The organism is Psychrobacillus sp. INOP01 (assembly GCF_018140925.1).
Classification (GTDB): Bacteria; Bacillota; Bacilli; order Bacillales_A; family Planococcaceae; genus Psychrobacillus.
In genome coordinates, this window is sequence record NZ_CP073315.1 from 2,571,909 (window position 1) to 2,594,394 (window position 22,486).

Consider the following 22,486-nt stretch of genomic DNA (forward strand, 5'->3'; position numbering starts at 1 on the left):
ACATATTATAACAAATAATCGCTCACCTTTTTTAATATTTCTTCTCCTGCTAATACTCCTGCTTGATCTGTAATAGAAACGTGAGAGGGGAGACGTCCACCTTTATAAATCGCTTCGCCATGGGAAGGAATAAAGCCGTGATCCGCATTTAAAACCATCTCAAAGTCGAGCATGGAATCACCAGCGGCAATGACTGTAGTTGCCGCAATACGCTCTTTAATAAATTGAAGAGCAGTCGATTTGTTTATGCAGGTAGGCATGATATACACTTTTCTTCCCTGGTGGGAAAGAGTGAACCCTTGCTGATAAAAGATTTGAGAAAGATTTTCAAAATCCTCTACTGAAAATGCGTGTTCATCAATAATTAAGTATACAAACCATGATTCTGCTTGCATAACTTTAAGGACAAATTTGTTTTTTTTATATGCATCCAGTTGAGGTAGGACATGCTCTATAGAGGTGCAATCTTGCTGCATTTGTGCGATTACTTTATCTGACCATTCTGTAAGGGCTTTGCCGTCCTCCAAAATCACTGCGCCGTTTGATACGATTGCATATTTTGGTTTTTCTGCTGTATGAAATAACCCTGTAATTCGATTGTATTGTTCAGCTGTTCTTGTTGTTACGGGCAAAAAGGTTATAGAGGAGGTGATATGTTGAAACAGTTGAAGACCTTTATTGGTCATAAATGCAGTTGGTTTTTCGTCTATCCATTCTACTTCTGCAAAATCCTGTTCACTAACTTCCTTGCCTCTTGAATTTTTACTGTATATAAGTGTTCGATCTAAATCACTAGCGAATAGGATTGTCATAATCGATCCTCCGATTCTATCAGTCCAATGGCAAGGTAAAAGAGCCCAGGAACAATTTCAGTAGGAATATTTTTTTCTTTACATAAGAGGAGGATATGACGTAGGGATGGGTGTTTATCATCACTAAGTAATATTTTAAAAGGCTTTCTTCTCAATAGCACTCTAGTCGTTTCTCCAACACTTGGCTTAACTTTACTTATATCAGCAGTTCTATAAAACTTACGGGCAATGAATTCCACTTCCTGCATGCCTCTCCAAGTCCGTTCGTTTGTGATTGGAAACTTTTCTATAAGTTCTTTTATAACTGGTTCCTGCTCTTGGAATCGACTGGATATATTTTCGATAAATTCGTTGGATACATCCACTTCCTCAAGATCAGCGTAATACTTAGCCCCGTGGTAATCATCAGCACCTTGAAAGGCGTTATTTAGTACAGTTCGACTAACTAATCCCGACACCGTTGAGTTCAAGCAAGCGTTTGGAATAAGAAAGTCTTCTCTCGTTGCAAATAATGTGGCGCATTCGCCTGGATCGGTTAAAACGGCCAGGTCATCATTTAAGTTAAGCTCATAAGCTGCATTTAACTTTTGAATAGACTTAGTAAGCTCGTTTTGTATAGCACCTTTTCCTGTCCAACCATCAACGAATTGAATGTGGCTTGTTGGATGCAGCTCTCTAATGGTGCGAACAGCCTTCTCGTCGATTCCTTTTCCTCTTAGTATAGATATACTAAAGTGTGGCCAATTAAGTTTCAAATATTTTTTTGCGTATCGTTTCATTAATATCCCGATTGGACTTCCTGCTCGTGCAAGGGAAACGAGGACGACATCATCTGTACCTGCGAATCGTCTAACCCTCCTACATAATACCCCAACTAATTGTGCTATATGATCTGCCGAATCATACATAGCCTGCTTATATAACTCCGTATATTCAGAGGTTGGCCGATTTTCAATTGGCAAAGATTCGGAGTAGTGACTGCCTGATTGAAATAGCTGTTCTCTAGATTCTACAGAGGACTCAATCTGAACATCAGATAAATCCTTTAGTAAAAAAGTGATATCTTCCGGAGGGTAGCTAGATTTAACCAATCCCGATGTATTAATGCCCATTTTTTTCACCCCTATCTGGTAGAGTAAGAGACACCCATGAAACTGGTGCTAACGTTTCTAAATAAGATAGAAGTGGGAACCAAGTAGCACGATCTTGAACTGACTCAGAAATAACGATGACTTGTTCGGCCTCTATTTCCGAGAGGTTATATAAATATTGGTTAATCCCATTGGAATCAGGTAGCTCAAATTTACATTTATGCTGTATAGGATATGATTCATCTATTTTTGCTAAGATAGGACTTCTTGTGGTAGTTTGGACTTTTGTGTCATTACCAAAGGTAAGTGCGAATCTCTGCGGGAAATAGATGTTTTCTCCGATGCCTATTATTAAAGTGGGTTTATCTCTTTTTAGCTGCTTAGGAAGCTTGCTGATAAATCTTTCTAACCAATCATCCATTTCTTCGTGAAGATCACTTGTTAAACCGAATCTACCTGTGAAGTGGCAATATGTCGCATGCTCACTTCGATGCTTCGATGTAATTTCTAGGGATAATTGTTCGTCAGCGAATACATCAAAAGGTTGCATTCTATTTAGTAAGGGAGTTTCTTTTTCCTCAATTAAAGCTTGGTTTAATAGTGTGAATTGTCCACCCATAATAGTAATAATTTCTGCGGAAATATTGTGTTTATCCATAAGTTGGATAAAATCATGTTGATGTGCCTCGGTCCTCCAGTCCAATATAGATAGTATTTTATATCGTTTACCGGGAAAAGAATTATTTAATGCAACGATTAAATTGGAGAGTGTAAGGCCTGTCGTTATTTCATCATCTATTAATACAATAGTGTCAGCGTCTGTTAATGTTTGTTCCGCTGCATAGACTCTGTGAGAAGTTGCGTGGGAATGCTCTTCTTCAAAATAAAAGGAAGGTTCCATATGTAGGATTTCTTCTCTAGTTGTATGGATGTAATGAGCGTTTTGAAAGTGATGAAATACTGCATGGCCAAGACCAGTTGCCGTTTCAGCAAATCCAATGAATACGGTCTTGTTTGGTAAGTTGGACTTAAAGGCTAAAGAGTCCACACTTAGTTTTCGATTGGGAATTCCTGAATTGATCATTTGAACGAGTTCATTTACTAATGGATGACTATCTAAGTGTTCATTCTCCATTAGCATTGAAGCTAAAATAGTGCCTGTTCCAAGTGAAATTGCAGGGTCTACTGCTAAATGCTTGCCTAAAAGTCGACTTACAAATAAAAATTGGCGTTTTTTATTAATTCTCACGGCCATTTGGAAAAGTGCTTCCGGAGAGAAATTATACGGATTATCTTTAATGTCGATTACTAGCTTTAAATCTCCATGTAAATTATAGGTTTTTGATGTATTGAAGGAAGGCGAATGATGTAACATTGTCTTTTAACACCCCATATATTTCTGCTTGAGCAATAATCTTCATAGCCCAGCTGTAGTGAGGTTTTACCTCATTCATTTTGTTTCTAGCTGGACTTCGCAAAACTCCATTTGTTTCAGCGTTATTTTCTACGATTAAACAAGCATCTTCAAATAACTCCTTGGGCACTATGTATACACTATTTACAATATCGATTTGAGAAGGGTGAATACACGTTTTCCCGTAAAATCCATTTAAAACGTCTAGTTGAACTTCATTCCACAGAATGGCCTCTATACTATTTGCATCTGTAAATAGACGAAAAGAATCTTGAGATTCAAAATACTCGTAAACGGGACCAGAAACGACAAAGTTATCCTCTTTACGATTGAATTTGTTTAATATATCAGTTAAACAGTTGGTGATTAGCAGTAAGTCGTAGATTGTTCTATTTCCAGGACGTCTTTGACTGAAGAGGCTGGTGAAATCCGTAGCACCAACTCGTATAGTGAGTACAAGGTCTTCAAACTGCTTGAAAACTGTATATAGGTTGGAAAGTTCTTGCTCTCTAGTTTCTGTATAAATAATTTCTTTCGTTTCCAAAATGGGCAATGCATACAAGTGAATAGAGTGTTGAAGGTTTAGGTTTTGTAAACATAAAAAAAAGTTTCTTGCATTATTAGAGGTGCATTTTGGAAAAACGAAACCAGTAATATATCGAATAGCGCTTCCTAATAAGTTAGCAATCTTTTCTAATTGTTGAACGTTTCTAATTCGGACAAATAGGAGAGGGATTTCATTGGTATCTAATAAGCTATTTTGATCATTTCGTTCAATTAATTTAAATTCATTTACAACGTTAAGTTCTGCTTCTAAAAGTTCTGAATCGGAAACGGCATCTTCTAAACAAATAATAGTGCTCGTTAGATTTTTTAAATTCTTGTTATTTAATTTAACGGAGAAATTGGGCATTGAACCTGGTAAGTATAAAGCTGCTCCCATAGCCATCCCTAATTTTTTTCTTTCCAAGTTTTTGGAAAAGTCGCTAGGTGGTATATGAAAGAATTCACGTATCTCTTTCTCACTAACCCCTCTAAATTGTCTCATATTTTCCACTCCTAAGAATGAAGAAGGGAGTTATTAGGTATACCCAAATACCTCTACGTTCTTCAGATACTAAAACAAAAAGCAAGGAAGCATCCCCTTGCTTTTTGAGAGAAGTTATTAATTCAAGCCGAAGTCTGAAACTAATGCTCCAAGACCGCCTTGGTATCCACTTCCGATTGCATTGAATTTCCATTCGTTATTATGTCGATATAGTTCACCAACAACGACTGCAGTTTCAATGGAGAAATCTTCACCAAGATCATAGCGAATCAATTCCTCTTGTGTATCTGCATTTAAAATACGTACATATGAATTGCTTACTTGACCAAAGTTTTGACCTCTGTCTTCCGCATCATGAATAGTGATACAAAAAGCAATTTTTTCAATAGATGAAGGAACAGTAGATAGATTCACGTTTACTGCCTCGTCGTCTCCGTCTCCATCACCCGTACGATTATCACCTGTATGAACAACAGAACCGTTCCCCCCAGTAGTGTTGTTGTAGAATACGAAGTCAGCTTCTGAAGAACATTTACTGTTACTACCTAATAGAAATACAGAGGAATCTAAGTCAAAGTCTTTTCCACCGTCGTATTTATTTGTATCCCAGCCTAGACCTACAGTTACGTTTACTAAACCAGGGTTTGTTTTTGTTAAATCTACCTTTTGTCCTTTTGATAAGTTAATGCCCATTTTTAACCACTCCTTATAAGTATTTGTTAGCTATTGAGCCGATATCTAAATCTAATGTGCCTTCTCCAACTGCTGAGAACTTCCAATCTGATCCGTTACGGTATAGCTCTCCAGGAATAAGAGATGTTTTACCGGCATAGCTTTCACTTAAATTATAATGAACTAATTCTTCTTTTGTGCCATTATCCACTAGACGGATAAATGCGTTTTGAATTAGTCCGAAGTCTTGTTTTCTTTGTTTTGCTTGATAAATGTTTACTACAAACACCAATCTATGTACAGATGGCGAAATAGCACTTAGATTCACGTTGATCACTTCGTCGTCTCCATCGCCGTCTCCAGTTAAATTATCTCCAGAGTGGACAACACTACCATCTTGACTTGTTTTATTTCCAAAATAAATAACATGTTGCTTAGACACTAATTTGCCTTTTTCATCTAAAAGAAGTACAGATGCGTCGCAATCAACAGCCGCTCCGCCACCACTTCCTCCGCCTAATAGTCCACCTAAAAACCCACCGCTTTTTTTCTTTTCCACAGGGTCCCAGCCTAGTCCTACCATAACACTGGATAGGGAAGATCTACCCTTTGTTAAATCAATTTTTTGACCTTTAACTAAATTAATGCCCATTCTTGTACCTCCAAATTTTAGTCATACCATATATACGAGGAAACGACGTAATAAGTTTCAAAAACCAAAGCATCTTTTGCAAAGGATAGTTTAATTTTATCAGAATTTTTCAGCTTTTGCTATTAAGTTGAATAGCAAACACGTAGAGAAAATCCTCTTGTAGGTGAGTATTAAAAAACAAGGTTGAAAAATGTATGGTTAACATATTTTCAGCCTTGCAATAGTTAGCTCTCTTTTAAAAATGCTATTAAATCTCGATGATTATCGGGCGTAACGCCATGACCTTCATTGTATGTTTTAAAAGTTACGCGAGCTTTCATGCTTTCAAAATAATCTTTACTTTCGATACCCCATTGCGAAGGAATCACGTAGTCATAATCGCCATGAGAGATAAAGATGGATAAATTATCCACGGAACGCTTACTATATTCTGTCTTTACAAACTCAGGAATGTATCCGCTTAGTGCTACTACTTTGCTAATTTCGCTGCCCATTGTCAGCGCAATTGTTTGTGCAAGAATGGCTCCTTGACTAAATCCAAGTATCGTAATGTCATCAGCATTTAAGTCGTACTCGGCAATTGCTTCTCGAATGAAAGCTTGAATATGCGTTACAATTTTATCGAATATATCTCTAATTGGTTTACCGATTTCCTCAATTTCGAAAAATGAGTAGCCAGGTTTTTGGACAATAGGACCGCGTAAGCTAAAAATATGATGCGTGTTCTCGAAATCCTTCACTAGCTGCGGTAAATCTGCTTCGTTACTCCCCATACCATGTAGTAGAAATAAGGCAGGTTGTTTTTTGTCAGTGTTGTTGGGTGCTGTATAGTTAAATGTAAAAGGAGATTTCATGTATCGTACTTCCCTTCAATTATAGTATGTCTATTTTATCATAAGTAGAAATAGGAGCTTGTTGTGAAAGCTTTAGCTGATTTTTCTTCCCGTAGAAATTGACAATAATGACACTAGAAATAGCTACCAATCCTCCTACAATAGAAAGGGTTGAAGGAAGCTCCTGTAACCAAATCCACGTCACGATAATCGCAACGACCGGCTCTAAATACAATGTATTCGACACAGAGCTAGCTTCACTATAGGACAGCGCCATAGCCCATGTTAAATACGCAATTGCAGTTGGAAATATTCCTATATAAATGGCAGATAAATTTGCTTCTAACGTCGCGTGCTGAATTCCCTCGAAAAGTCCAGGTGCAAAGAACAAAAAAGGAATAGTACCTACCCAAGTAAAATAAGCTGTCAATTCAATGGCACTATACTTTATAAATAAAGGCTTTTGGTAAACAAAAAAGATAGCGGTTGAAAAGGCTGCAATAAGAACTAAAAATACACCTGGTGAAATACCCAATGAGCTTCCACCTGTACCTAAAGCTATCAAAAGGATACCGACAAATCCAAATGCTAATCCCAGCCAACCTATTCTACCTAGGCGTTCCTTCAATACAATAATGGCAATAATAGTCGTGAAGATAGGGGCGGAACCAATCAGCATACCAGCTGTTCCCGCAGAAATCGATAGTTGTCCAAATGTAACGCAAAGGTGGTATATATTAATCCCAATAAAACCGAGAATGACTATTTTAATTATATCTTCCTTTTGTGGTAACTGAAATTTGACTCCAGGCCAAAGTGCGATAACAAGAAATATAATAGAAGCAATCAAAAACCGAACTAATATTAAATGTCCCGCAGAATAGCCACCCTGTAAGCTAGCGCTAATTGCTGCAAAAGAGGAACCCCAAATAGCGACAGTGAATAATGCAAGTGTTAATGCTTTTGTATTCATTTTCTTCCACCAAACTTTCTAAATTACTGTTATTAAAAGCAAACAATTAATCCTACAACAAATTTTAGGTTCTCACAAGTTGTTGTAAAGTTGAATGCATTACAAAATAACTATGAATTTCTAAAATTAAGCCGATCTAAAAAAACACCCTGGCTACAGCAATCCCTGAGTGAGGTATTGCTGTAAACTTGAGTGCTTTTTAGTATGGATTAATTTATGTTAATGGACCTCAGAAAGTGTATTTTTTTTCTTCTCTATTCTATTAAATGCTCTAAAGCTTAGAATGGTGGAGATATATGCGAAAACACTACCGGAAAACAATGGAATAGCCCCAGGGAATAGGGTCATTACAAAATAGATTACTACTGCTGAAGCGCCAATTGAAATTAATTCAATGGGTGAAGTGATTGCGATGAAGAAGGACTGTTTAATATATTGGAAGAAGCGTAGCTTAAAGTGTGAATAAACAGGAAAGAAGAATATTAAAGTGATTATAAACGATATAAAAATAAATATTAAAATGGGTAATAGAAACTGAAAATTATTGTTTTGTTGAACAAATTTAAAGTCGAAATAAAGTAAATAAATAGTTAATAAAATAATGATACCGAACCCGTTAGCCTTCATGAAATCTTGTTTAAAGTATTTCCAAAATGCAGGAAATATCTTGAAATTCTTTTCCCCAATAATTAATTTTCTAGTAATGGCAAACATTGCAGTAGTTGCTGGAAATATACCGAAAACTCCCAACCCTAAAATACAAAAAAGTAGCCATAAAATATTTATGTAAGCTAGCCTAAGGACCTTGTATGCTATTGTATTAAAATTCTCCCAATTCATTAGATCAACCCCTTCTTAAACTTTACTATATTTAATAATGTTCAAAAAGCCAATAAGAAAGCAAAAAAAGTAAATATGAATGCGTCTATTAAAGACACTTAAGAGACTTGTTTCATTATAAAAAATAATATAAGCTTAACAAAAGTTTACAGATAATTTGGTAATTTCAGTATATTGAAGATGCAAGCATGAAACAAATGGTTTGTTTAGTGAACTAGATGATTAAGAAGGAAATCACGCTATATGCCTTTCCGATACTCTTATTTCATTTTAATCATTGTAAGTTACTAGAAACAATTTCAAATTGAAGGGAGGCCAAAATAATATAGTGATAGTGTAACGAACTTTGGGGATGTTGTATTAACTAATCTGAGAGGGGTCAATGAGATGAAGAAATTTAACTTTGTTCCATTACTATTATTATTTGGTGCTTTAATTACTGGTTGTAGCGATGAAGGAACTGAGGGGAAACCATCGTCTGAGGATTCTGATGGGGAAGGACTTTCTGGAGAAATTACAGTATGGGCACATCCTTTTACAGGTGATCAAGAAACAGAAGGTGTGATGTGGGATGAAATAATTTCTTCTTATGAAGAAGAAACAGGCGTTAAGGTTAACTTTGAACAGATTCCTTGGGCGAATAGAGATCAAAAGGTTCTAACGGCTCTTGCTGCTAATAATGGACCAGATGTATTTTACGCTATTCCAGACCAGATGCCACAGTATGCAGATGCTGGAATGCTATTAGAATTAGACCCATATCTTGAAGATAATGAAATGGATGATTTTGTAGACTCAGCTTTAGTTTCAACGACTTGGAAAGATAAAGTATATGGACTTCCGATTCTTCAAGAAGCATATACTTACTTATACAATGTTGACGTTGTAAAAGCAATTGGAGAAGACCCGGAAAACTTACCGACAACTTGGGAAGAATTTGAAGCATGGGCAGTAAAGGCAAAAGAAAAAGGTTACTATGCTACAAGTTTCCAAGGGGGGGGATCTATGAATGGAACATTATATCCTTTCTTATGGCAAGCCGGTGGAGAAGTATTAACAGCAGACAATGAAGTATTGATTAACAACGAAGCTGGAGTAGAAGCATTTGAATTTATTAACAAAATGTACCAAGAGGAATGGACTCCAAAAGATTCAATTACAGCTATGGAACATAATGCATTATGGGATGGCGGCAAAATGCTTTCTGTACAAGGTTCAGGTATATCGATCAGCCGTATGTTAGATCAAGATACTTTTGAATTCGTTATTGCAGCACCTTTGAAAAATAAGGAACAAGTAACTTATGGAACTACTGGGATGTTTGTAGCTCCTATTAACACAGATAATCCAGAAGCAGCTGCTGAATTTATAAAAGTTATGACAAATACTGAAAACCAAAGAAAATTTAATACCTTAACACAGTACATTCCTTCGAGAGAGTCTGCAAAAGATATTTTTGGAGATCAAGAGTATATGGCGCAGCTTGCAACGTATACAGAATATGCATTACCAGGAGTAATTCATCCAGAAGGTCGTACAATCATGCCTTTAATCCAAGCGGAGTTGCAAACAATGATGGAGGGCAAGAAAACTCCTAAAGAAGCAGCAGATGCTGCTGCGGAGGCAATTAAAGCCAAAGTAAATTAATAACAGTTAATAGAGAGTTTGGTCTAAGAGAGATCGAGCTCTCTCTTATTAACTTACATAGGAAAGGGTGATTACACTGGGTAATGCACTGACTTCTAAAAAAGAAAAGATGCCGCTTCTCGTAAGGATGAAGAAAGAGTGGAAGAAAAATGCGATTGTTTATATTGTGTTAATCCCTATTTTAATTCATTTTGTTATTTTTCAAGTATATCCATTTTTGTTGAGCTTCTATCTTACGTTTATGGATTGGAAAGTAATCGGGGATGCAGAATTTGTAGGATTAAAGCATTGGAAATATTTATTTAGTGATACTTTAGCGTGGAAGGCTATTTGGAACACAGTCAAATTTTCTATCTATTATATAGTGCCGACGATGGCATTAGGCTTAATATTGGCCCTAATTATAAACTCGGGGGTAAGAGGTGCTAAATTTTTTAAAGGCGTATTTTTCCTTCCGGTCGTCACTTCATTTGTAATCATTGCAGGTATTTGGGGTTGGTTATTTAGAGGTTCAGAAGAAGGTATGATTAACTACATTATTGGATTTGTTGGTATTGAACCACAATTGTTTCTTTCTGATTCAAGCCAGGCCCTTGCTGTATTAGCGGGCTTAAGTGTATTTAAAGTAGCAGGTAGTACTATGATTTACTATTTTGCTGGCTTACAATCCATTGACCGACAATTGTATGAAGCCGCGAGAATTGATGGAGCATCACCATTTAAGATCTTTTGGAATGTTACTTTCCCATTATTAAAGCCAATTCATTTTTATGTAGCAATTACTACTACAATAGGCTCATTTCAAATATTCGATTCTGCGTACTTGTTAACAGGTGGGGGACCTAATTATGCAACTACAACCATTGTGTATTATTTATACTCTCAAGGGTTCACAAGTCTTAACTTAAGCTATGCGGCTGTGTTGTCATATGTTTTATTCTTTATTATTTTAATAATTTCACTCATACAGAGAAGGTATATTGGCAAGGAGTCGAATCATTATTGATTTTCTGAGGAAGGAGGATGAAAAATAATGAAAAAAGTAATTTCATATATAGCTTTATTTGTTTTAGGGTTTTGTTTTTTAATGCCTTTTATCATTATGGTTTTAGGTTCTTTAAAAGAAGTTGAATATGCGCAATTAGATCCGTTATTTTGGATACCTGATGAACCAACATTAAAAAACTATAAATATATCTTGAGTGATGGGCTGTTCTTACGCTGGATATGGAATTCCATAGTTATCACGATTATTCCTGTATTTAGTCAAATGCTATTCTGTGCAATATTGGGATATATTTTCTCTAAGAAGCAGTTCTTTGGGAGAGAAGTGATATTTTGGATATTCATGGGAGTTATTATGATTCCACAGCAACTACTAATCATACCTAAGTACATTATGTTCTCCGATTTTGGTTGGATAAATACATATTGGGCACTAATTGTACCAGAAATTTGGGGCATTATGGGGGTATTTCTAGTAAGACAATTTTTACAAGGGATTCCAAATGATTTAGAGGAAGCGGCCTATATAGACGGGGCTAATGATCTTAAAGTATTCTTTAAAATAATTTTACCGTTATCCGTACCTGTTGTTGCAACAGTTGGCACATTCTCGTTTATTTCTAACTGGAATGATCTCTTCCAGCCATTGATATATTTGACCCAAGAAACAATGTTTCCTGTAACACTAGGGTTGGCATCAATTCTAGGGAAAGAAGGTAACTTTGGTATTGAAATGGCTGGTTCGGCGGTATCTTTCATACCAACATTTCTTATATTCCTGTTCTTCCAAAGATTTTTTACGGAAGGAATTCAAATGTCAGGCTTGAAATAAACCCTAACTAATGAATGTAGGAACTTAAGGAGGTGCAACAACTAGAGAAATAATAATTATGAGGAAGTTATTATTTAAAATTTATATTAAACCGATGAGGGGTCATGAAACACCCCATCGGTGGAGAATTGAGGGCTTATCGTTGTTCTTCTTCAATAAAACTTAAGCGATAAATTCGGCGGGGTCTACCTTTATGAGTTATTTTTTCCTCTCCAACAATATCGACTAATTCTGCATCAGTCCACTTTAAGAGAATGCGGTTTGCACTTCTGATAGTTACGTTAAGTGTAGTAGCTAACTCTTGAGCGGTATACTCAATTTTTTTATGCCTAGAAACACGAGCCATAAGCTTTGTCATATAGGAAGCAGACATTCCGGCTTTTTCAGCTTTGTCGAGTAATTGGGGATCGGTAATTGCCAAGTTATATCGTTCATATTGTTTATAGGTTGTTATATCTACTGGTCCCAATACACTTTGGTCTTCTCGTACGATGTAACAAACGTTTCCACCTAAATCGAGCGATTGCCGAAGTGCCAATCTTGCATGATTTCCTGACTCAGCAGCGGTTCGACCGAAGCCTACACCAAGGCTTATCGTAACACCAAGCTCATTTTTTACATCTTGTAGAAGGGGGATAAACTTATATCCTCTTGTCTCACGCTCGAAAATACCACGAGTAGTGATAAAAGAATACTCATTGCCCCCTAGGATGATGAGATGTCCATCCAACATCTTAATATAGTCAAGTAGCATTTGTTGCAGCCTCAATTTTAATAATTGCACATCATGTTCTGATGAATATTTTACGGTGACATTTTTAAAGTTATCGATATTGATTAAACCAAAAACGATTTGGGACTCTTTATTTCTTCTTGTATTTGTTGCTAACAAAGCTCGTTCAAAAGATACAATCATATCCTGTTGTGTGGGAGTTACCCATTGATACGGTATTTGAAGATTCTCTAGCTGTTTAGCGACGTCTTGTATTCCAGTCAAAGCAATAGAGTTGTGTGTTCGGTAGTTTTCTATGTGGAATTTAACAATCTCGTAAATTTCAAAGCTAGAAGTATTATTTTTATTGACAAGTAGATCATAATTGACTTCTTCAAGTTCTAACAAAATTTGTTCAATATAATTCTTATCAAAAGTATCAATAGATAAGCAAGTTAAAGGATATGCAATTTTAATAAGAAATAGAGATCTATAAAGTCCGGTGCCCATTAAGGGCATATGATGTACTGGGATTTTAAATTCTACAAGTTGTTTGGCGATATTATACGCATGATATTCAGTGAACATTAAAACTTCGGCGTCATTTATTAATTCTTTGGTAATTTCATGAATTTGGCTATCCTGTTCAACCGTACGAAAAACTGGTTTGAAATTAGGGAAAGACTTTAAAGTTTCTCTTGTTTGATTCACTAAATCTTTTGGTCCAATAATCCCGATTTTAATATCGGAAGTATCATTTAGTACATTTTTACTTGGCACAGCTATTCCTCCTATTCGAAATCTAATTGTGGAGAGTAGTGTCTATAAATGTAATGTTTTATCTATCTTATGTTTTTCATCTGAAGTTGTCAAAAACATTGTAAATACTAGTGTAGAGCGTGCTTTGAAGTTCTCTTATTTAAAGACACTTATAAGACCTATCCTTTAATGAGTAGGAAACCTAACAAAAGGGTTCTCCAAGTAGGGAGTGAGCAAAATGAAATCAATTGTTGCAAGTAATGGTGCAGTTCATATTTTAGAAAGCGAAAGTCCCGTAATCAAACCTTCATTTTTACTAATAAAAACTTTATTTTCCGCAGTCTCTCCAGGAACTGAAATTGGATTAGTGGGAAATAGTAAGGATAGGGACATCACTTTAGGATATAGCGCTGTTGGTATTGTAGAAGAATGTGGAGAAAATGTATCAAACTATCGGGTGGGAGATTTAGTAGCTTGTTACGGGGCACCATACGTAGGGCATTCTGAATATCTCTTAGTGCCAACTACGTTATGTGCTAAGGTACCACCGAATGTAGAACCTAAACAGGCTTCTTTAGCCGGTATTGGTGCAATTGCGATTCATGCGCTAAGGGTGGCAAAACTTGAATTCGGAGAAACAGTAGTTGTGGTGGGCTTAGGATTACTAGGACAAATGATTGCTAAAATCGCCAATGCAGCTGCTTTTAATGTAGTTGCATTGGATATTCAAGAAGAGCGAGTAAGTATGTTACAACAAGAGGGAATCCGTTCTTTCACTTCTATAAGTGAAATGGAAGCGGAGATAATAAAATCTACTCAAAAACAAGGTGCGGATGCTGTCTTATTATGTGCAGGTGGAAAACGTTCAACGCTTACTCATCAAAGCTTAAGTTGGATTAAAAATCAGGGGAAAGTAGTGATTGTAGGAGACATAGAGCCAGATTTCCCACGTGAAATAATGTTTGCTAAAGAAGCCCAAATTCTTATTTCACGAGCAGGTGGACCAGGCCGTTATGACCAGAGGTATGAGTTGCAAGCTATGGATTATCCATATGGGTATGTGCGCTGGACGGAGGGGAGGAATGTGGCAGAATATCTTCGCTTAGTAAACGAAAACCGGATAAATGTTCAGCCCTTTATTACAGAAATAGTAGACTTTGATAGTGCGCCGCTTGCGTATGAGGATTTGATAAATAAACAATCACAGATATTAACGAGCATCATTGCTTATAACAAATAGGAGAAGGAGGAAAATAATATGTTAAAGGTTGGGGTAATTGGGGGAGGCTCTATATCAGAGTTTCATATTAATCCATATATTGCAAATGAGGATGCAGAATTAATGGCATTATGTGATAGCAACGAACAACGCCTAGCTCTTGCTGGTGAAAAATATGGAGTCACAAATCTGTACAACAATTATATAGATTTACTGCGAAACAAAGATGTGGATGCTGTGAGTATTTGTACTTGGAACAACACTCATGCAGAAATAGCTATCGCGGCATTAGAAGCAGGGAAGCATGTGCTCGTTGAAAAACCACTAAGTTTGACAGTAGAAGAGGCTTTGGCTGTGGAAGTGGCTGTAAAGAAATCTGGAAAGCGATTACAGGTTGGATTTGTAAGACGACATGGTAGTAATACAAAGATCCTTAAACAATTTATCGATCAAAATGAGCTTGGAGAAATATATTACGCAAAAGCCTCTTGTATTAGAAGGTTAGGGAATCCGGGAGGTTGGTTCAGCGATCGTACTAAGTCAGGAGGGGGACCGCTTTTAGATTTAGGCGTGCATATGATAGATATCTGCTGGTATTTGATGGGGAAACCACGACCAGTGTCAGTAAGTGGTAATGCATATTCTAAGTTGGGCAACAGAAGCAATATAGAAAATCTATCTTTTTATAAGGCTGCTGACTATGATTCTACGTTAAATAATGTAGAGGATTTAGCAAATGCGCTCATCCGATTTGAAAACGGAGCTTCCTTATATGTAGATGTCAGCTTCACGCTGCACGCCAAAAAGGATGAGCTCTATGTGAAGTTGTTTGGTGACAAGGGTGGTGCTGAAATTGAACCTAAGTTAATAATGGTGACGGAGAAAAATAATACTATATTAAATGTTACTCCTCAAATTGATAGTTTAAGTTTTGATTTTTTAAGTGCATTTAAAAACGAAATAAATCACTTCGTTGAATGTTGTTTAGAAGGGAAAGAAACACTTGCACCTGTTGAAGATGGCGTCCAAGTGATGAAAATGTTAAATGCAGTATATGAATCAGCTAATTCAGGCAAAGAAATATATTTATAAATGAAAATGAATCAGATAGATATTGTCATTGTAGGCGGAGGCCTAGGAGGCTGTGCAGCAGCTTTATCGGCATGTGCGAAAGGATTGCGTGTTCTTTTAACAGAGGAGACAGATTGGATTGGGGGGCAAGTTTCTTCACAAGGAGTGCCTCCGGATGAACACCCATGGATAGAAGAGTTTGGCTCAACAAAAAGATATCAAGCATATCGAAAAAAAATAAGAGATTTTTATACTCAAACGATGGATACGAAAGAGCAAAATGATAAGTTCAATCCTGGAAATGGATTAGTGAGCAATCTTTGTCATGATCCGCGAGTGAGTGTGCAGGTTTTAAATGAAATGCTTCTTCCCTATGTATTAACAAATCTGCTGACAATTGAGTTAAATACGATAGTGAAGTCTGTAAATAGAAAGGGTAGAAAACTAGTTGATATCTCTGCTGAGAACATAACAACAGGTAAAAAAGATACGTTTACTGCATCATATTTTATAGATGCAACAGAAACAGGTGAATTACTTCCACTTGCTAATCTTGACTATGTAACTGGAGCAGAAGGAAAGTGTGATTTCAATGAACCGCATGCTTTAGATGAAGCGAATCCTTATGATGTTCAAGCTTTTACATATGTGCTTGCAATGGAAAATCGGGATGGAGAAAATCACGTTATCGAGGAACCAGAAATGTATTCATTTTGGAAGGAGTATCATCCAAGTATTTGGCCAGACAAATATTTAAGTTTCTTTGCACCACATCCTATAACAAAAGAGAAAAGAAAATATACTCTCTTCCGTGAAGAAAATGGATTTCCACTTTGGGAGTATCGACGAATTTATGATAAAAATCTCTTTTTCACTCTTGATGACTCAAAAGATGTTAGTTTGATGAATTGGCCTCAAAATGATTACTTTTTAGGTAATATTTATGACGTTTCAATAGAAGAAAGAGAAAAAATATATATAAATCTAAACAATTAAGCCTGTCGCTTTTATATTGGTTGCAAACAGAAGCACCTAGACCTGATGGAGGTAAAGGGTATCCGGGATTAAAGTTGCGTAAAGATGTTTTTGAAACTGAAGATGGTTTAGCAAAAGCACCTTATATTAGAGAATCTAGACGTATAAAAGCTGAATATACAATTATCGAACAAGATGTTTCTCCGGAATTTAATGAAGGAAGAACAGGAAAGTTATACGAAGATCGAATTGGAATAGGATCATATAGTATCGATTTGCACCCAAGTATGACCGGACGATCATATATTGATATAAAAGCATTGCCTTACCATATACCACTGGGAGCTATTATTCCAAAAGGTACAGACAATCTTTTAGCAGGATGTAAAAATATTGGTACTACGCATGTAACCAATGGCTGCTATCGTTTGCACCCAACTGAATGGAATATCGGAGAGGCGTGTGGAGCATTAGTAGCATTTTGTTTAGAAAAAGATGAAACTCCGAGAGAAGTTAGAGAAAACAAACGATTGTTAGCTGAATTCCAAAGTAGACTAAGAATCGACGGGGTTGAATTAGAGTGGCCAGAATCGTTTTATCCAAAAATCTAGATATTAAATGATAGGCGTGTGATAAGTAATGGGAAGACAGGTAGGAGATTTTCCACTGGAAGAATTGAAAGGATATAAACCTAAACTTGTTTATAAGCCTGCAGACTTTAAGGAGTTTTGGGAAAAACAAATGACTGATTTAAGTACTATTTCCCCGAAGGTAAGTGTTAAATGGAGAGATTATCCAGTGCCGACGGTTGACGTAGCTGATATCACTTTTAAAAGCTGGGATGGTACTCCTTTAAAAGGGCAATTAATAAAGCCAAAATCTCTAGAAAAATGCCCAGTTATTATAAACCACCACGGTTATACAGGAAGTTGCGGGTTGCCGATTGATTTCTTGAAATGGACATCCTTAGGTGTTGCCATATACTCTTTCGATGTACGTGGTCAAGGTAATTCTCCTGATTTTGCTCAATATGTAAACGGTAGTAGAATTCCTGGTTGGATGCTACAAGGTATTCATGATCCAGCAAGCTATTATTATACAAATGTCTATAAAGATCTTATCATGCAAGTAAATTGGATAAAATCTGAGAATGCTCCGATAACCTTGACGAAGTTAGGATTAACAGGTTCGTCACAGGGAGGTGGATTATCGCTAAGTTTAGCAGCTTTAGTTGGTGATATTGATCTAGTTATTGCGGATTACCCATTTATCGCGAATTTTGAACGGGCATTAGAGGTGGCAAATCTAGGCCCATATATGGAGATTGTTAACTACTTTAAATTTTCTGATCCTCAGTATAAATCATATGAAAGCGTAATGCGTACTTTAGGTTATATAGATTCGGTTCATTTTTGTGATGCGATTACTTGTCCTACATTAATGACGATTGGGTTAGAGGATGCGGTAACCCCACCTTCTACAGTTTTTGCTGCGTACAACCATTTGGCATCAATTGAAAAAAGAATAGAAGTATATCCACAATTCACACATGAGAATAACCCGTTTCACGAAGAAAACAAATTGTCATTTATCATGAAATATTTGGTGAATACTTTATAAAGGTGGAATTATGATGAAGATAAGTGTAAGTATGTATAGTTTAGCATCTACCATAAAGAAGGAAAATTGGTCTGTGCTTGATTTTATTGATTATGCGAAGAGAATTACTCTGGATGGTGTAGAGTTACTAAGTTTTTACTGGGAAAATGCTGAAAATATGGAACAAGAGATTGAATTAGTAAAAGAAGCTTTGAAGGAAAGTAATTTACAAGTATCTGCTTATGATATTTCAAATAATTTTGTGAAGGATTCTAAAGAAGAACAGGATAAGGAAGTACGCAAGGTTTTAGACGGTATTCAAGTTGCCAAAAAGCTTGGTACTAACATAGTCCGTGTGTTTTGTGGTGATCTCCATGAAAATTTAACATTTGAAAATGGTGCCGAGTTAATAGTCAGTGGGTTAAAACGATGTGCTGAAATGGCAGAAAAAGAAAGAGTGTATCTAGCTATTGAAAACCATGGATTACTAGCTGGAAAAAGCTCTCAGATTAATAATATTATCCAGGAAGTTAATAGCCCATTTGTCAAATCGACGTTTGATACTGGGAATTTTTTACTCGTTCATGAAAGTCCAGAAGAAGCTTTTGATCAACTGAAAAATGAAATAGTTCACGTTCACTTCAAAGATTTTCGTGAAAAAGAACAGGGCGAAGAATTGAAGGGATTCCTTTCAACAGAGGGAAAAGAATTATTCGGAGTGATTCCAGGAGATGGTAAAGTGAATCTTGAATATATTGTGAATGGGTTAAAAGAAGTAAAGTACGATGGATGGTTATCGATAGAGTATGAAGGCTTGGAAGATGCAAAGTTAGCTAATGAAGAAGCTGTCAATCGATTAAGAAAGTTATTAAATGAAGGTGGTGAAAATCATCGCTAATATTATTTTAGGTGATCTAAATAAAATAGACATACGCCTCCCTCTAGAAAAAGTATCCATCACAAATTCGTTAAACGAAATTCAAGAAGATGTTAATGAGGGGGTTACCTATGTAGTAGCTGCAAATTATGAGAATGTAAATGCAGTTATAAATAAAAAAGGAAATATATATTTACCCCACAATTTATTTAACCTAGATTGTCTGAATAATGAAACTTATGGTTATTTTGAGTTAGAAGTTCTACCTTTCTTTAGAACTTTTACAGAAATATTCAAAAAAGAAGTTAATCCTCGTGGTGTATTTAGGTACAGACGGACAATTCATGAAGATAGTTTTCTATCAACGATTGTTGGAGATTTGTATGTGATTACTTCTTTACTAGGCGAGCCAGAAGATATTCATATTAAACATTCCAATCTATCCTTGATGCCAAGACATTCCATTATTATGGTTAATTTTGGTGGAGGAACAATGGCACATATCGAATATACAGCGGATGATCAAGAGAAAATAGAGCTCGAATGGAGTGGTATAAAACATATCATTGAATTTGACAGTGATCAAATGAAACCTGTATTTCCAAATGATAGAACGTTATTACCGCTAACCTATACGGTAGATGCTATAGTATCCACCGCAAAAGTAATAGATGAAAAAGTAATAGCCCGATTAGATCGTTTCCAAAAACTAATGGACGGGGGGGGACAGTTATGAAAATTGGAATAATGAGCTTTGCGCATATGCATGCATATAGCTACGCGGATTGTCTAAAGAAAATACCTAATGTAGAGATAGCAGCAATTTTTGATGAAGATATCAAAAGGGGCAGAGAAGCTTCTGAAAAATATAATGTCCCGCATTATCCTAGCCAATCAGATTTTCTAAAGGTAAGTATGGATGCAGTTATTATTTGTAGTGAAAACAGTCGCCATAAAGAAATGGTAGTAAATGCTGCCAAAGCGCAGAAGCATATTTTATGTGAAAAGCCGATTGCAACGAATGTGAAAGATGCAATAGAGATGATTGAAGTTTGTAAAGAGCATAATGTTACCTTACAGATAGCCTATCCGGTTCGATTTAGTTCACCGATTCAAGAGTTAAAAGAAATGATTGATCGAGGGGAGTTAGGAGAAATACTAGCTTTTCGAACAACAAATCGTGGGCAGAATCCCGGTGGCTGGTTCATTGATAAACAGCAATCAGGTGGGGGAGCAGTGCTCGATCATACTGTGCATATGGTCGATATTATGCGTTGGTTTTTAAACGAGGAAGTCGTAGAGGTCAAATCTATTGTCGATTCTTACTTCCATAATATTGACATAGACGACGCAGGTTTGCTTACCTTAGAGTTTGAAAACGGTGTAATTGCTTCTCATGATGCAAGCTGGTCACGCTTTGAGGAATATCCAACTTGGGGAGACGTCACAATTGAAGTGATTGGTACGAAAGAAACGGTGAAGGTCGATGCTTTTAAAGAACATTTTAGAATTTTTTCTAATGGGAAGAAATCACTGGAACACCATTTCTTTGGTAAAGATATGGACTTCGGTTTGATTTTGGATTTTGTAAATTGCATTAAAGAAGGAAAAGAACCATCGATAACGGGATTTGATGGCCTAAAGTCATTAGAAGTTGCTTTAGCAGCGTATGAGTCAAGTAAGTTAAAAAAGGCGGTAATATTAAAGGATGTATAAAAAGGCAACCATCTGTTTAGAAAGGTGTAAATAATTGTGCATAAAATTATTTACTTTCATAGTCACGAGACTATTCTATTTGCTGTGGAAGAGTTAAGAAGATTAATAGAAAAGGCCGGCTATAAAAGTTCTGTTTATGAAAATAAAAGTGGTCTTGCAGAAGCAAATGAAAATGATTTTAGGGTTCTATTAATAACCACTATTCAATACCGAGCAATGGTTTCGAAAGAAAAAATAGTAAATATTAATTTGGATGGTTTTGCATTAGTCTCTTCGGGTAAGGATTTATGGATTATTGGAAATGAACCAAGATCTATCTTATATGGTGTATATATGTATTGTAGAAAGTATTTCGGCTATCAATGGACACACCTGGATAGGGAGGAAATAATAGAGCATAAACAAGGTGAAAACTTAGATTTATTTATTCATGAGCCGATGTTTGTAAGACGTGGAAATATTTTCGAGACGATAAATGAACCTGGATACATAAATTCCCTGATTGATTGGGGAGTAAAAAATGGTCAAAATGAGTTTTTTTTCACATTTTTCTTGTGGGATGAGATTAAATCATATATAACCTCCGGGTTAAAAAAACGTAGTGTTCAAGTAACTTTAGGTGGTCACAGTCTAAGGTATCTATTGGCCCTTATTCAAAAAGAAAATAAGAAAAATAGTTTAGAAAACTATGAAAACCTCCAGTTTTTTGGAGAAAATATAGCACTTCAAGATGAATTAATCGATAAAATTATAACTATTTGTCAAGAGAATGAAGTAATTACGAGAATCTCACTTTGGCCAGAAGATGTAGGGATAAAAGAAAAAAATGCCGATGGATTTTTGATTAATTATATTCGATTTACAGAAAAGCTAAAATCTTCTTTAAGCGCCTCTAATTTAGCTGTGGAAGTAGAGTATATAGTTTATAATGCTGGACTTTCGTGGGATATGCTCGAAAGAAAGCAAACAGAAATATCAACTGAAGTAGATGTTTTATATGCTTACTGGGGAAGAGATTATTCCAAGCCTATTTACTCGAATGAACCTAGCCAGGAAAGAGCATTACGAACTTTAGAGGATTGGAATACGCAAACAAGTAGGAATGGTCGTTGTCTAACAGTCTTAGAATATTACAGTGACCATTTCATGTTAAGTGAACTATTTCCACCGCTTCTTACTAGAATAGCAAGTGATTTACATGATTACAGTCAATTGCATATACAAGGCGTATTAAATTTAATCGTCCCATTGCATCGAAAACAAATAAATCATGAAGTTAGTGCTAATTATCCTTGGAAATGGATTCATCATTTAAATAATTATATTTACTCCCGTTTAGCATGGGGTGAAAAATATGAAGAGGTGTTGGAAGAATACTTCTCTGTGTTTAAAGAAGAAAAAGATATTTTCCAAAAAATGCTTTTAGATTTAGAAAAATTAATTTCTCCATATTCAAAATGGAATGTTCCTCTATTTCCAGCAAGAGTTGTAGATCCTGAAAAGTTGGATCTATTAGCGTCATCTTTGCAAATTTCAACTGAATTAAAAGCAACGGATTCTTATTTATCTACTATTGAACTGTCAGAGATAGAACCATTAGTAGCCATTCAAACAAAGGATAATTATTCTACTTTTACCCCGAGAGAAATGACTCTATTTTATATTTATTATCTTCGGTTGATAAACAAAATTTATTCTAAAGAGTGGGAAAGCAAAGACTAGCGAAGCATAGGTAGCAA

20 protein-coding genes and 1 pseudogene are annotated in these 22,486 nt (G+C 35.9%); 11 read left to right on the forward strand and 10 right to left on the reverse strand.

Annotation, left to right across the window (positions count from 1 at the left end):
* Nucleotides 1-5: 5 nt before the first annotated feature.
* The 9 genes from KD050_RS12985 to KD050_RS13025 all read right to left on the reverse strand — a co-directional run bounded on the left by KD050_RS12985 (nucleotide 6) and on the right by KD050_RS13025 (nucleotide 8,335).
* Nucleotides 6-812 carry an HAD family hydrolase gene (locus KD050_RS12985; protein ID WP_211892772.1) on the reverse strand — a complete coding sequence of 269 codons (807 nt, stop codon included), beginning with the start codon at nucleotides 810-812 and terminating at the stop codon, nucleotides 6-8.
* Entirely contained in the window at nucleotides 809-1,924 is a 1,116-nt protein-coding gene (locus KD050_RS12990) for a cysteine protease StiP family protein (RefSeq protein WP_211892773.1), read from the reverse strand. The genes KD050_RS12985 and KD050_RS12990 overlap by 4 nt, the downstream gene beginning before the upstream one ends.
* Nucleotides 1,914-3,278 (reverse strand): phosphoribosyltransferase domain-containing protein, encoded by a 1,365-nt coding sequence (locus KD050_RS12995; protein ID WP_235753811.1) that lies wholly within the window; start codon nucleotides 3,276-3,278, stop codon nucleotides 1,914-1,916. Before KD050_RS12995 ends, KD050_RS12990 begins: the two co-directional genes overlap by 11 nt.
* Nucleotides 3,235-4,365 (reverse strand): HpcH/HpaI aldolase/citrate lyase family protein, encoded by a 1,131-nt coding sequence (locus KD050_RS13000; RefSeq protein ID WP_211892774.1) that lies wholly within the window; start codon nucleotides 4,363-4,365, stop codon nucleotides 3,235-3,237. Before KD050_RS13000 ends, KD050_RS12995 begins: the two co-directional genes overlap by 44 nt.
* 117 nt (nucleotides 4,366-4,482) lie before the next feature.
* Nucleotides 4,483-5,058, reverse strand: a complete 576-nt coding sequence (locus tag KD050_RS13005; RefSeq protein ID WP_211892775.1) for a TerD family protein — start codon at nucleotides 5,056-5,058, stop codon at nucleotides 4,483-4,485.
* A 13-nt stretch (nucleotides 5,059-5,071) separates the two neighbouring features.
* Nucleotides 5,072-5,689: a TerD family protein gene (locus KD050_RS13010; protein WP_211892776.1), complete on the reverse strand. Its 618-nt coding sequence runs from the start codon at nucleotides 5,687-5,689 to the stop codon at nucleotides 5,072-5,074.
* Nucleotides 5,690-5,913: 224 nt separating this feature from the next.
* A complete protein-coding gene (locus tag KD050_RS13015) occupies nucleotides 5,914-6,543 on the reverse strand; it encodes an alpha/beta hydrolase (protein WP_211892777.1) in 630 nt (209 codons plus the stop codon).
* A gap of 19 nt (nucleotides 6,544-6,562) precedes the next feature.
* A complete protein-coding gene (locus tag KD050_RS13020; protein ID WP_211892778.1) occupies nucleotides 6,563-7,495 on the reverse strand; it encodes a DMT family transporter in 933 nt (310 codons plus the stop codon).
* A 219-nt stretch (nucleotides 7,496-7,714) separates the two neighbouring features.
* The gene (locus KD050_RS13025) at nucleotides 7,715-8,335 is read right to left on the reverse strand and encodes a YesL family protein (RefSeq protein WP_211892779.1); all 621 of its coding nucleotides are present in this window, start codon (nucleotides 8,333-8,335) and stop codon (nucleotides 7,715-7,717) included.
* Nucleotides 8,336-8,722: 387 nt separating this feature from the next.
* Between KD050_RS13025 and KD050_RS13030 the strand changes: the two genes are divergently transcribed.
* From KD050_RS13030 to KD050_RS13040, 3 genes are all read left to right on the forward strand, one after another.
* On the forward strand, nucleotides 8,723-9,982 hold the full coding sequence (locus KD050_RS13030; RefSeq protein WP_211892780.1) for a sugar ABC transporter substrate-binding protein: 1,260 nt from the start codon (nucleotides 8,723-8,725) through the stop codon (nucleotides 9,980-9,982).
* Between the two features lie 109 nt (nucleotides 9,983-10,091).
* On the forward strand, nucleotides 10,092-10,988 hold the full coding sequence (locus KD050_RS13035; protein WP_211896297.1) for a carbohydrate ABC transporter permease: 897 nt from the start codon (nucleotides 10,092-10,094) through the stop codon (nucleotides 10,986-10,988).
* Between the two features lie 27 nt (nucleotides 10,989-11,015).
* Nucleotides 11,016-11,819 carry a carbohydrate ABC transporter permease gene (locus tag KD050_RS13040; RefSeq protein WP_211892781.1) on the forward strand — a complete coding sequence of 268 codons (804 nt, stop codon included), beginning with the start codon at nucleotides 11,016-11,018 and terminating at the stop codon, nucleotides 11,817-11,819.
* A gap of 136 nt (nucleotides 11,820-11,955) precedes the next feature.
* Here KD050_RS13040 and KD050_RS13045 read toward each other — a convergent pair whose 3' ends face one another.
* Nucleotides 11,956-13,311: a helix-turn-helix domain-containing protein gene (locus tag KD050_RS13045; RefSeq protein WP_211892782.1), complete on the reverse strand. Its 1,356-nt coding sequence runs from the start codon at nucleotides 13,309-13,311 to the stop codon at nucleotides 11,956-11,958.
* Between the two features lie 217 nt (nucleotides 13,312-13,528).
* Here KD050_RS13045 and KD050_RS13050 point away from each other — a divergent pair, with 217 nt between their 5' ends.
* The 8 genes and pseudogenes from KD050_RS13050 to KD050_RS13085 all read left to right on the forward strand — a co-directional run bounded on the left by KD050_RS13050 (nucleotide 13,529) and on the right by KD050_RS13085 (nucleotide 22,469).
* The gene (locus tag KD050_RS13050) at nucleotides 13,529-14,530 is read left to right on the forward strand and encodes a zinc-dependent alcohol dehydrogenase (RefSeq protein ID WP_211892783.1); all 1,002 of its coding nucleotides are present in this window, start codon (nucleotides 13,529-13,531) and stop codon (nucleotides 14,528-14,530) included.
* A gap of 18 nt (nucleotides 14,531-14,548) precedes the next feature.
* Nucleotides 14,549-15,601 (forward strand): Gfo/Idh/MocA family protein, encoded by a 1,053-nt coding sequence (locus tag KD050_RS13055; protein WP_211892784.1) that lies wholly within the window; start codon nucleotides 14,549-14,551, stop codon nucleotides 15,599-15,601.
* Nucleotides 15,602-17,166: pseudogene (locus tag KD050_RS13060) on the forward strand (FAD-dependent oxidoreductase). It begins immediately after the preceding gene.
* 28 nt (nucleotides 17,167-17,194) lie between these two features.
* Complete coding sequence (locus tag KD050_RS13065) at nucleotides 17,195-18,175, forward strand: acetylxylan esterase (protein ID WP_211892785.1); 981 nt, start codon at nucleotides 17,195-17,197, stop codon at nucleotides 18,173-18,175.
* Nucleotides 18,176-18,188: 13 nt separating this feature from the next.
* Nucleotides 18,189-19,052 (forward strand): sugar phosphate isomerase/epimerase family protein, encoded by an 864-nt coding sequence (locus KD050_RS13070; RefSeq protein ID WP_211892786.1) that lies wholly within the window; start codon nucleotides 18,189-18,191, stop codon nucleotides 19,050-19,052.
* Entirely contained in the window at nucleotides 19,027-19,767 is a 741-nt protein-coding gene (locus tag KD050_RS13075; RefSeq protein WP_211892787.1) for a hypothetical protein, read from the forward strand. The genes KD050_RS13070 and KD050_RS13075 overlap by 26 nt, the downstream gene beginning before the upstream one ends.
* Nucleotides 19,764-20,747, forward strand: coding sequence for a Gfo/Idh/MocA family protein (locus KD050_RS13080; RefSeq protein ID WP_211892788.1), 984 nt, complete (start codon nucleotides 19,764-19,766; stop codon nucleotides 20,745-20,747). Before KD050_RS13075 ends, KD050_RS13080 begins: the two co-directional genes overlap by 4 nt.
* 36 nt (nucleotides 20,748-20,783) lie before the next feature.
* Nucleotides 20,784-22,469, forward strand: coding sequence for an alpha-glucuronidase family glycosyl hydrolase (locus KD050_RS13085; RefSeq protein ID WP_211892789.1), 1,686 nt, complete (start codon nucleotides 20,784-20,786; stop codon nucleotides 22,467-22,469).
* Nucleotides 22,470-22,486 lie beyond the last annotated feature (17 nt).

Bases quoted from the DNA above. Each gene is read 5' to 3' on its own strand.
- KD050_RS12985 (WP_211892772.1), bottom strand. From the start codon at position 812: ATGACAATCCTATTCGCTAGTGATTTAGATCGAACACTTATATACAGT.
- KD050_RS12990 (WP_211892773.1), bottom strand. From the start codon at position 1,924: ATGGGCATTAATACATCGGGATTGGTTAAATCTAGCTACCCTCCGGAA.
- KD050_RS12995 (WP_235753811.1), bottom strand. From the start codon at position 3,278: ATGTTACATCATTCGCCTTCCTTCAATACATCAAAAACCTATAATTTA.
- KD050_RS13000 (WP_211892774.1), bottom strand. From the start codon at position 4,365: ATGAGACAATTTAGAGGGGTTAGTGAGAAAGAGATACGTGAATTCTTT.
- KD050_RS13005 (WP_211892775.1), bottom strand. From the start codon at position 5,058: ATGGGCATTAACTTATCAAAAGGACAAAAGGTAGATTTAACAAAAACA.
- KD050_RS13010 (WP_211892776.1), bottom strand. From the start codon at position 5,689: ATGGGCATTAATTTAGTTAAAGGTCAAAAAATTGATTTAACAAAGGGT.
- KD050_RS13015 (WP_211892777.1), bottom strand. From the start codon at position 6,543: ATGAAATCTCCTTTTACATTTAACTATACAGCACCCAACAACACTGAC.
- KD050_RS13020 (WP_211892778.1), bottom strand. From the start codon at position 7,495: ATGAATACAAAAGCATTAACACTTGCATTATTCACTGTCGCTATTTGG.
- KD050_RS13025 (WP_211892779.1), bottom strand. From the start codon at position 8,335: ATGAATTGGGAGAATTTTAATACAATAGCATACAAGGTCCTTAGGCTA.
- KD050_RS13030 (WP_211892780.1), top strand. From the start codon at position 8,723: ATGAAGAAATTTAACTTTGTTCCATTACTATTATTATTTGGTGCTTTA.
- KD050_RS13035 (WP_211896297.1), top strand. From the start codon at position 10,092: ATGCCGCTTCTCGTAAGGATGAAGAAAGAGTGGAAGAAAAATGCGATT.
- KD050_RS13040 (WP_211892781.1), top strand. From the start codon at position 11,016: ATGAAAAAAGTAATTTCATATATAGCTTTATTTGTTTTAGGGTTTTGT.
- KD050_RS13050 (WP_211892783.1), top strand. From the start codon at position 13,529: ATGAAATCAATTGTTGCAAGTAATGGTGCAGTTCATATTTTAGAAAGC.
- KD050_RS13055 (WP_211892784.1), top strand. From the start codon at position 14,549: ATGTTAAAGGTTGGGGTAATTGGGGGAGGCTCTATATCAGAGTTTCAT.
- KD050_RS13065 (WP_211892785.1), top strand. From the start codon at position 17,195: ATGGGAAGACAGGTAGGAGATTTTCCACTGGAAGAATTGAAAGGATAT.
- KD050_RS13070 (WP_211892786.1), top strand. From the start codon at position 18,189: ATGAAGATAAGTGTAAGTATGTATAGTTTAGCATCTACCATAAAGAAG.
- KD050_RS13075 (WP_211892787.1), top strand. From the start codon at position 19,027: ATGAAGGTGGTGAAAATCATCGCTAATATTATTTTAGGTGATCTAAAT.
- KD050_RS13080 (WP_211892788.1), top strand. From the start codon at position 19,764: ATGAAAATTGGAATAATGAGCTTTGCGCATATGCATGCATATAGCTAC.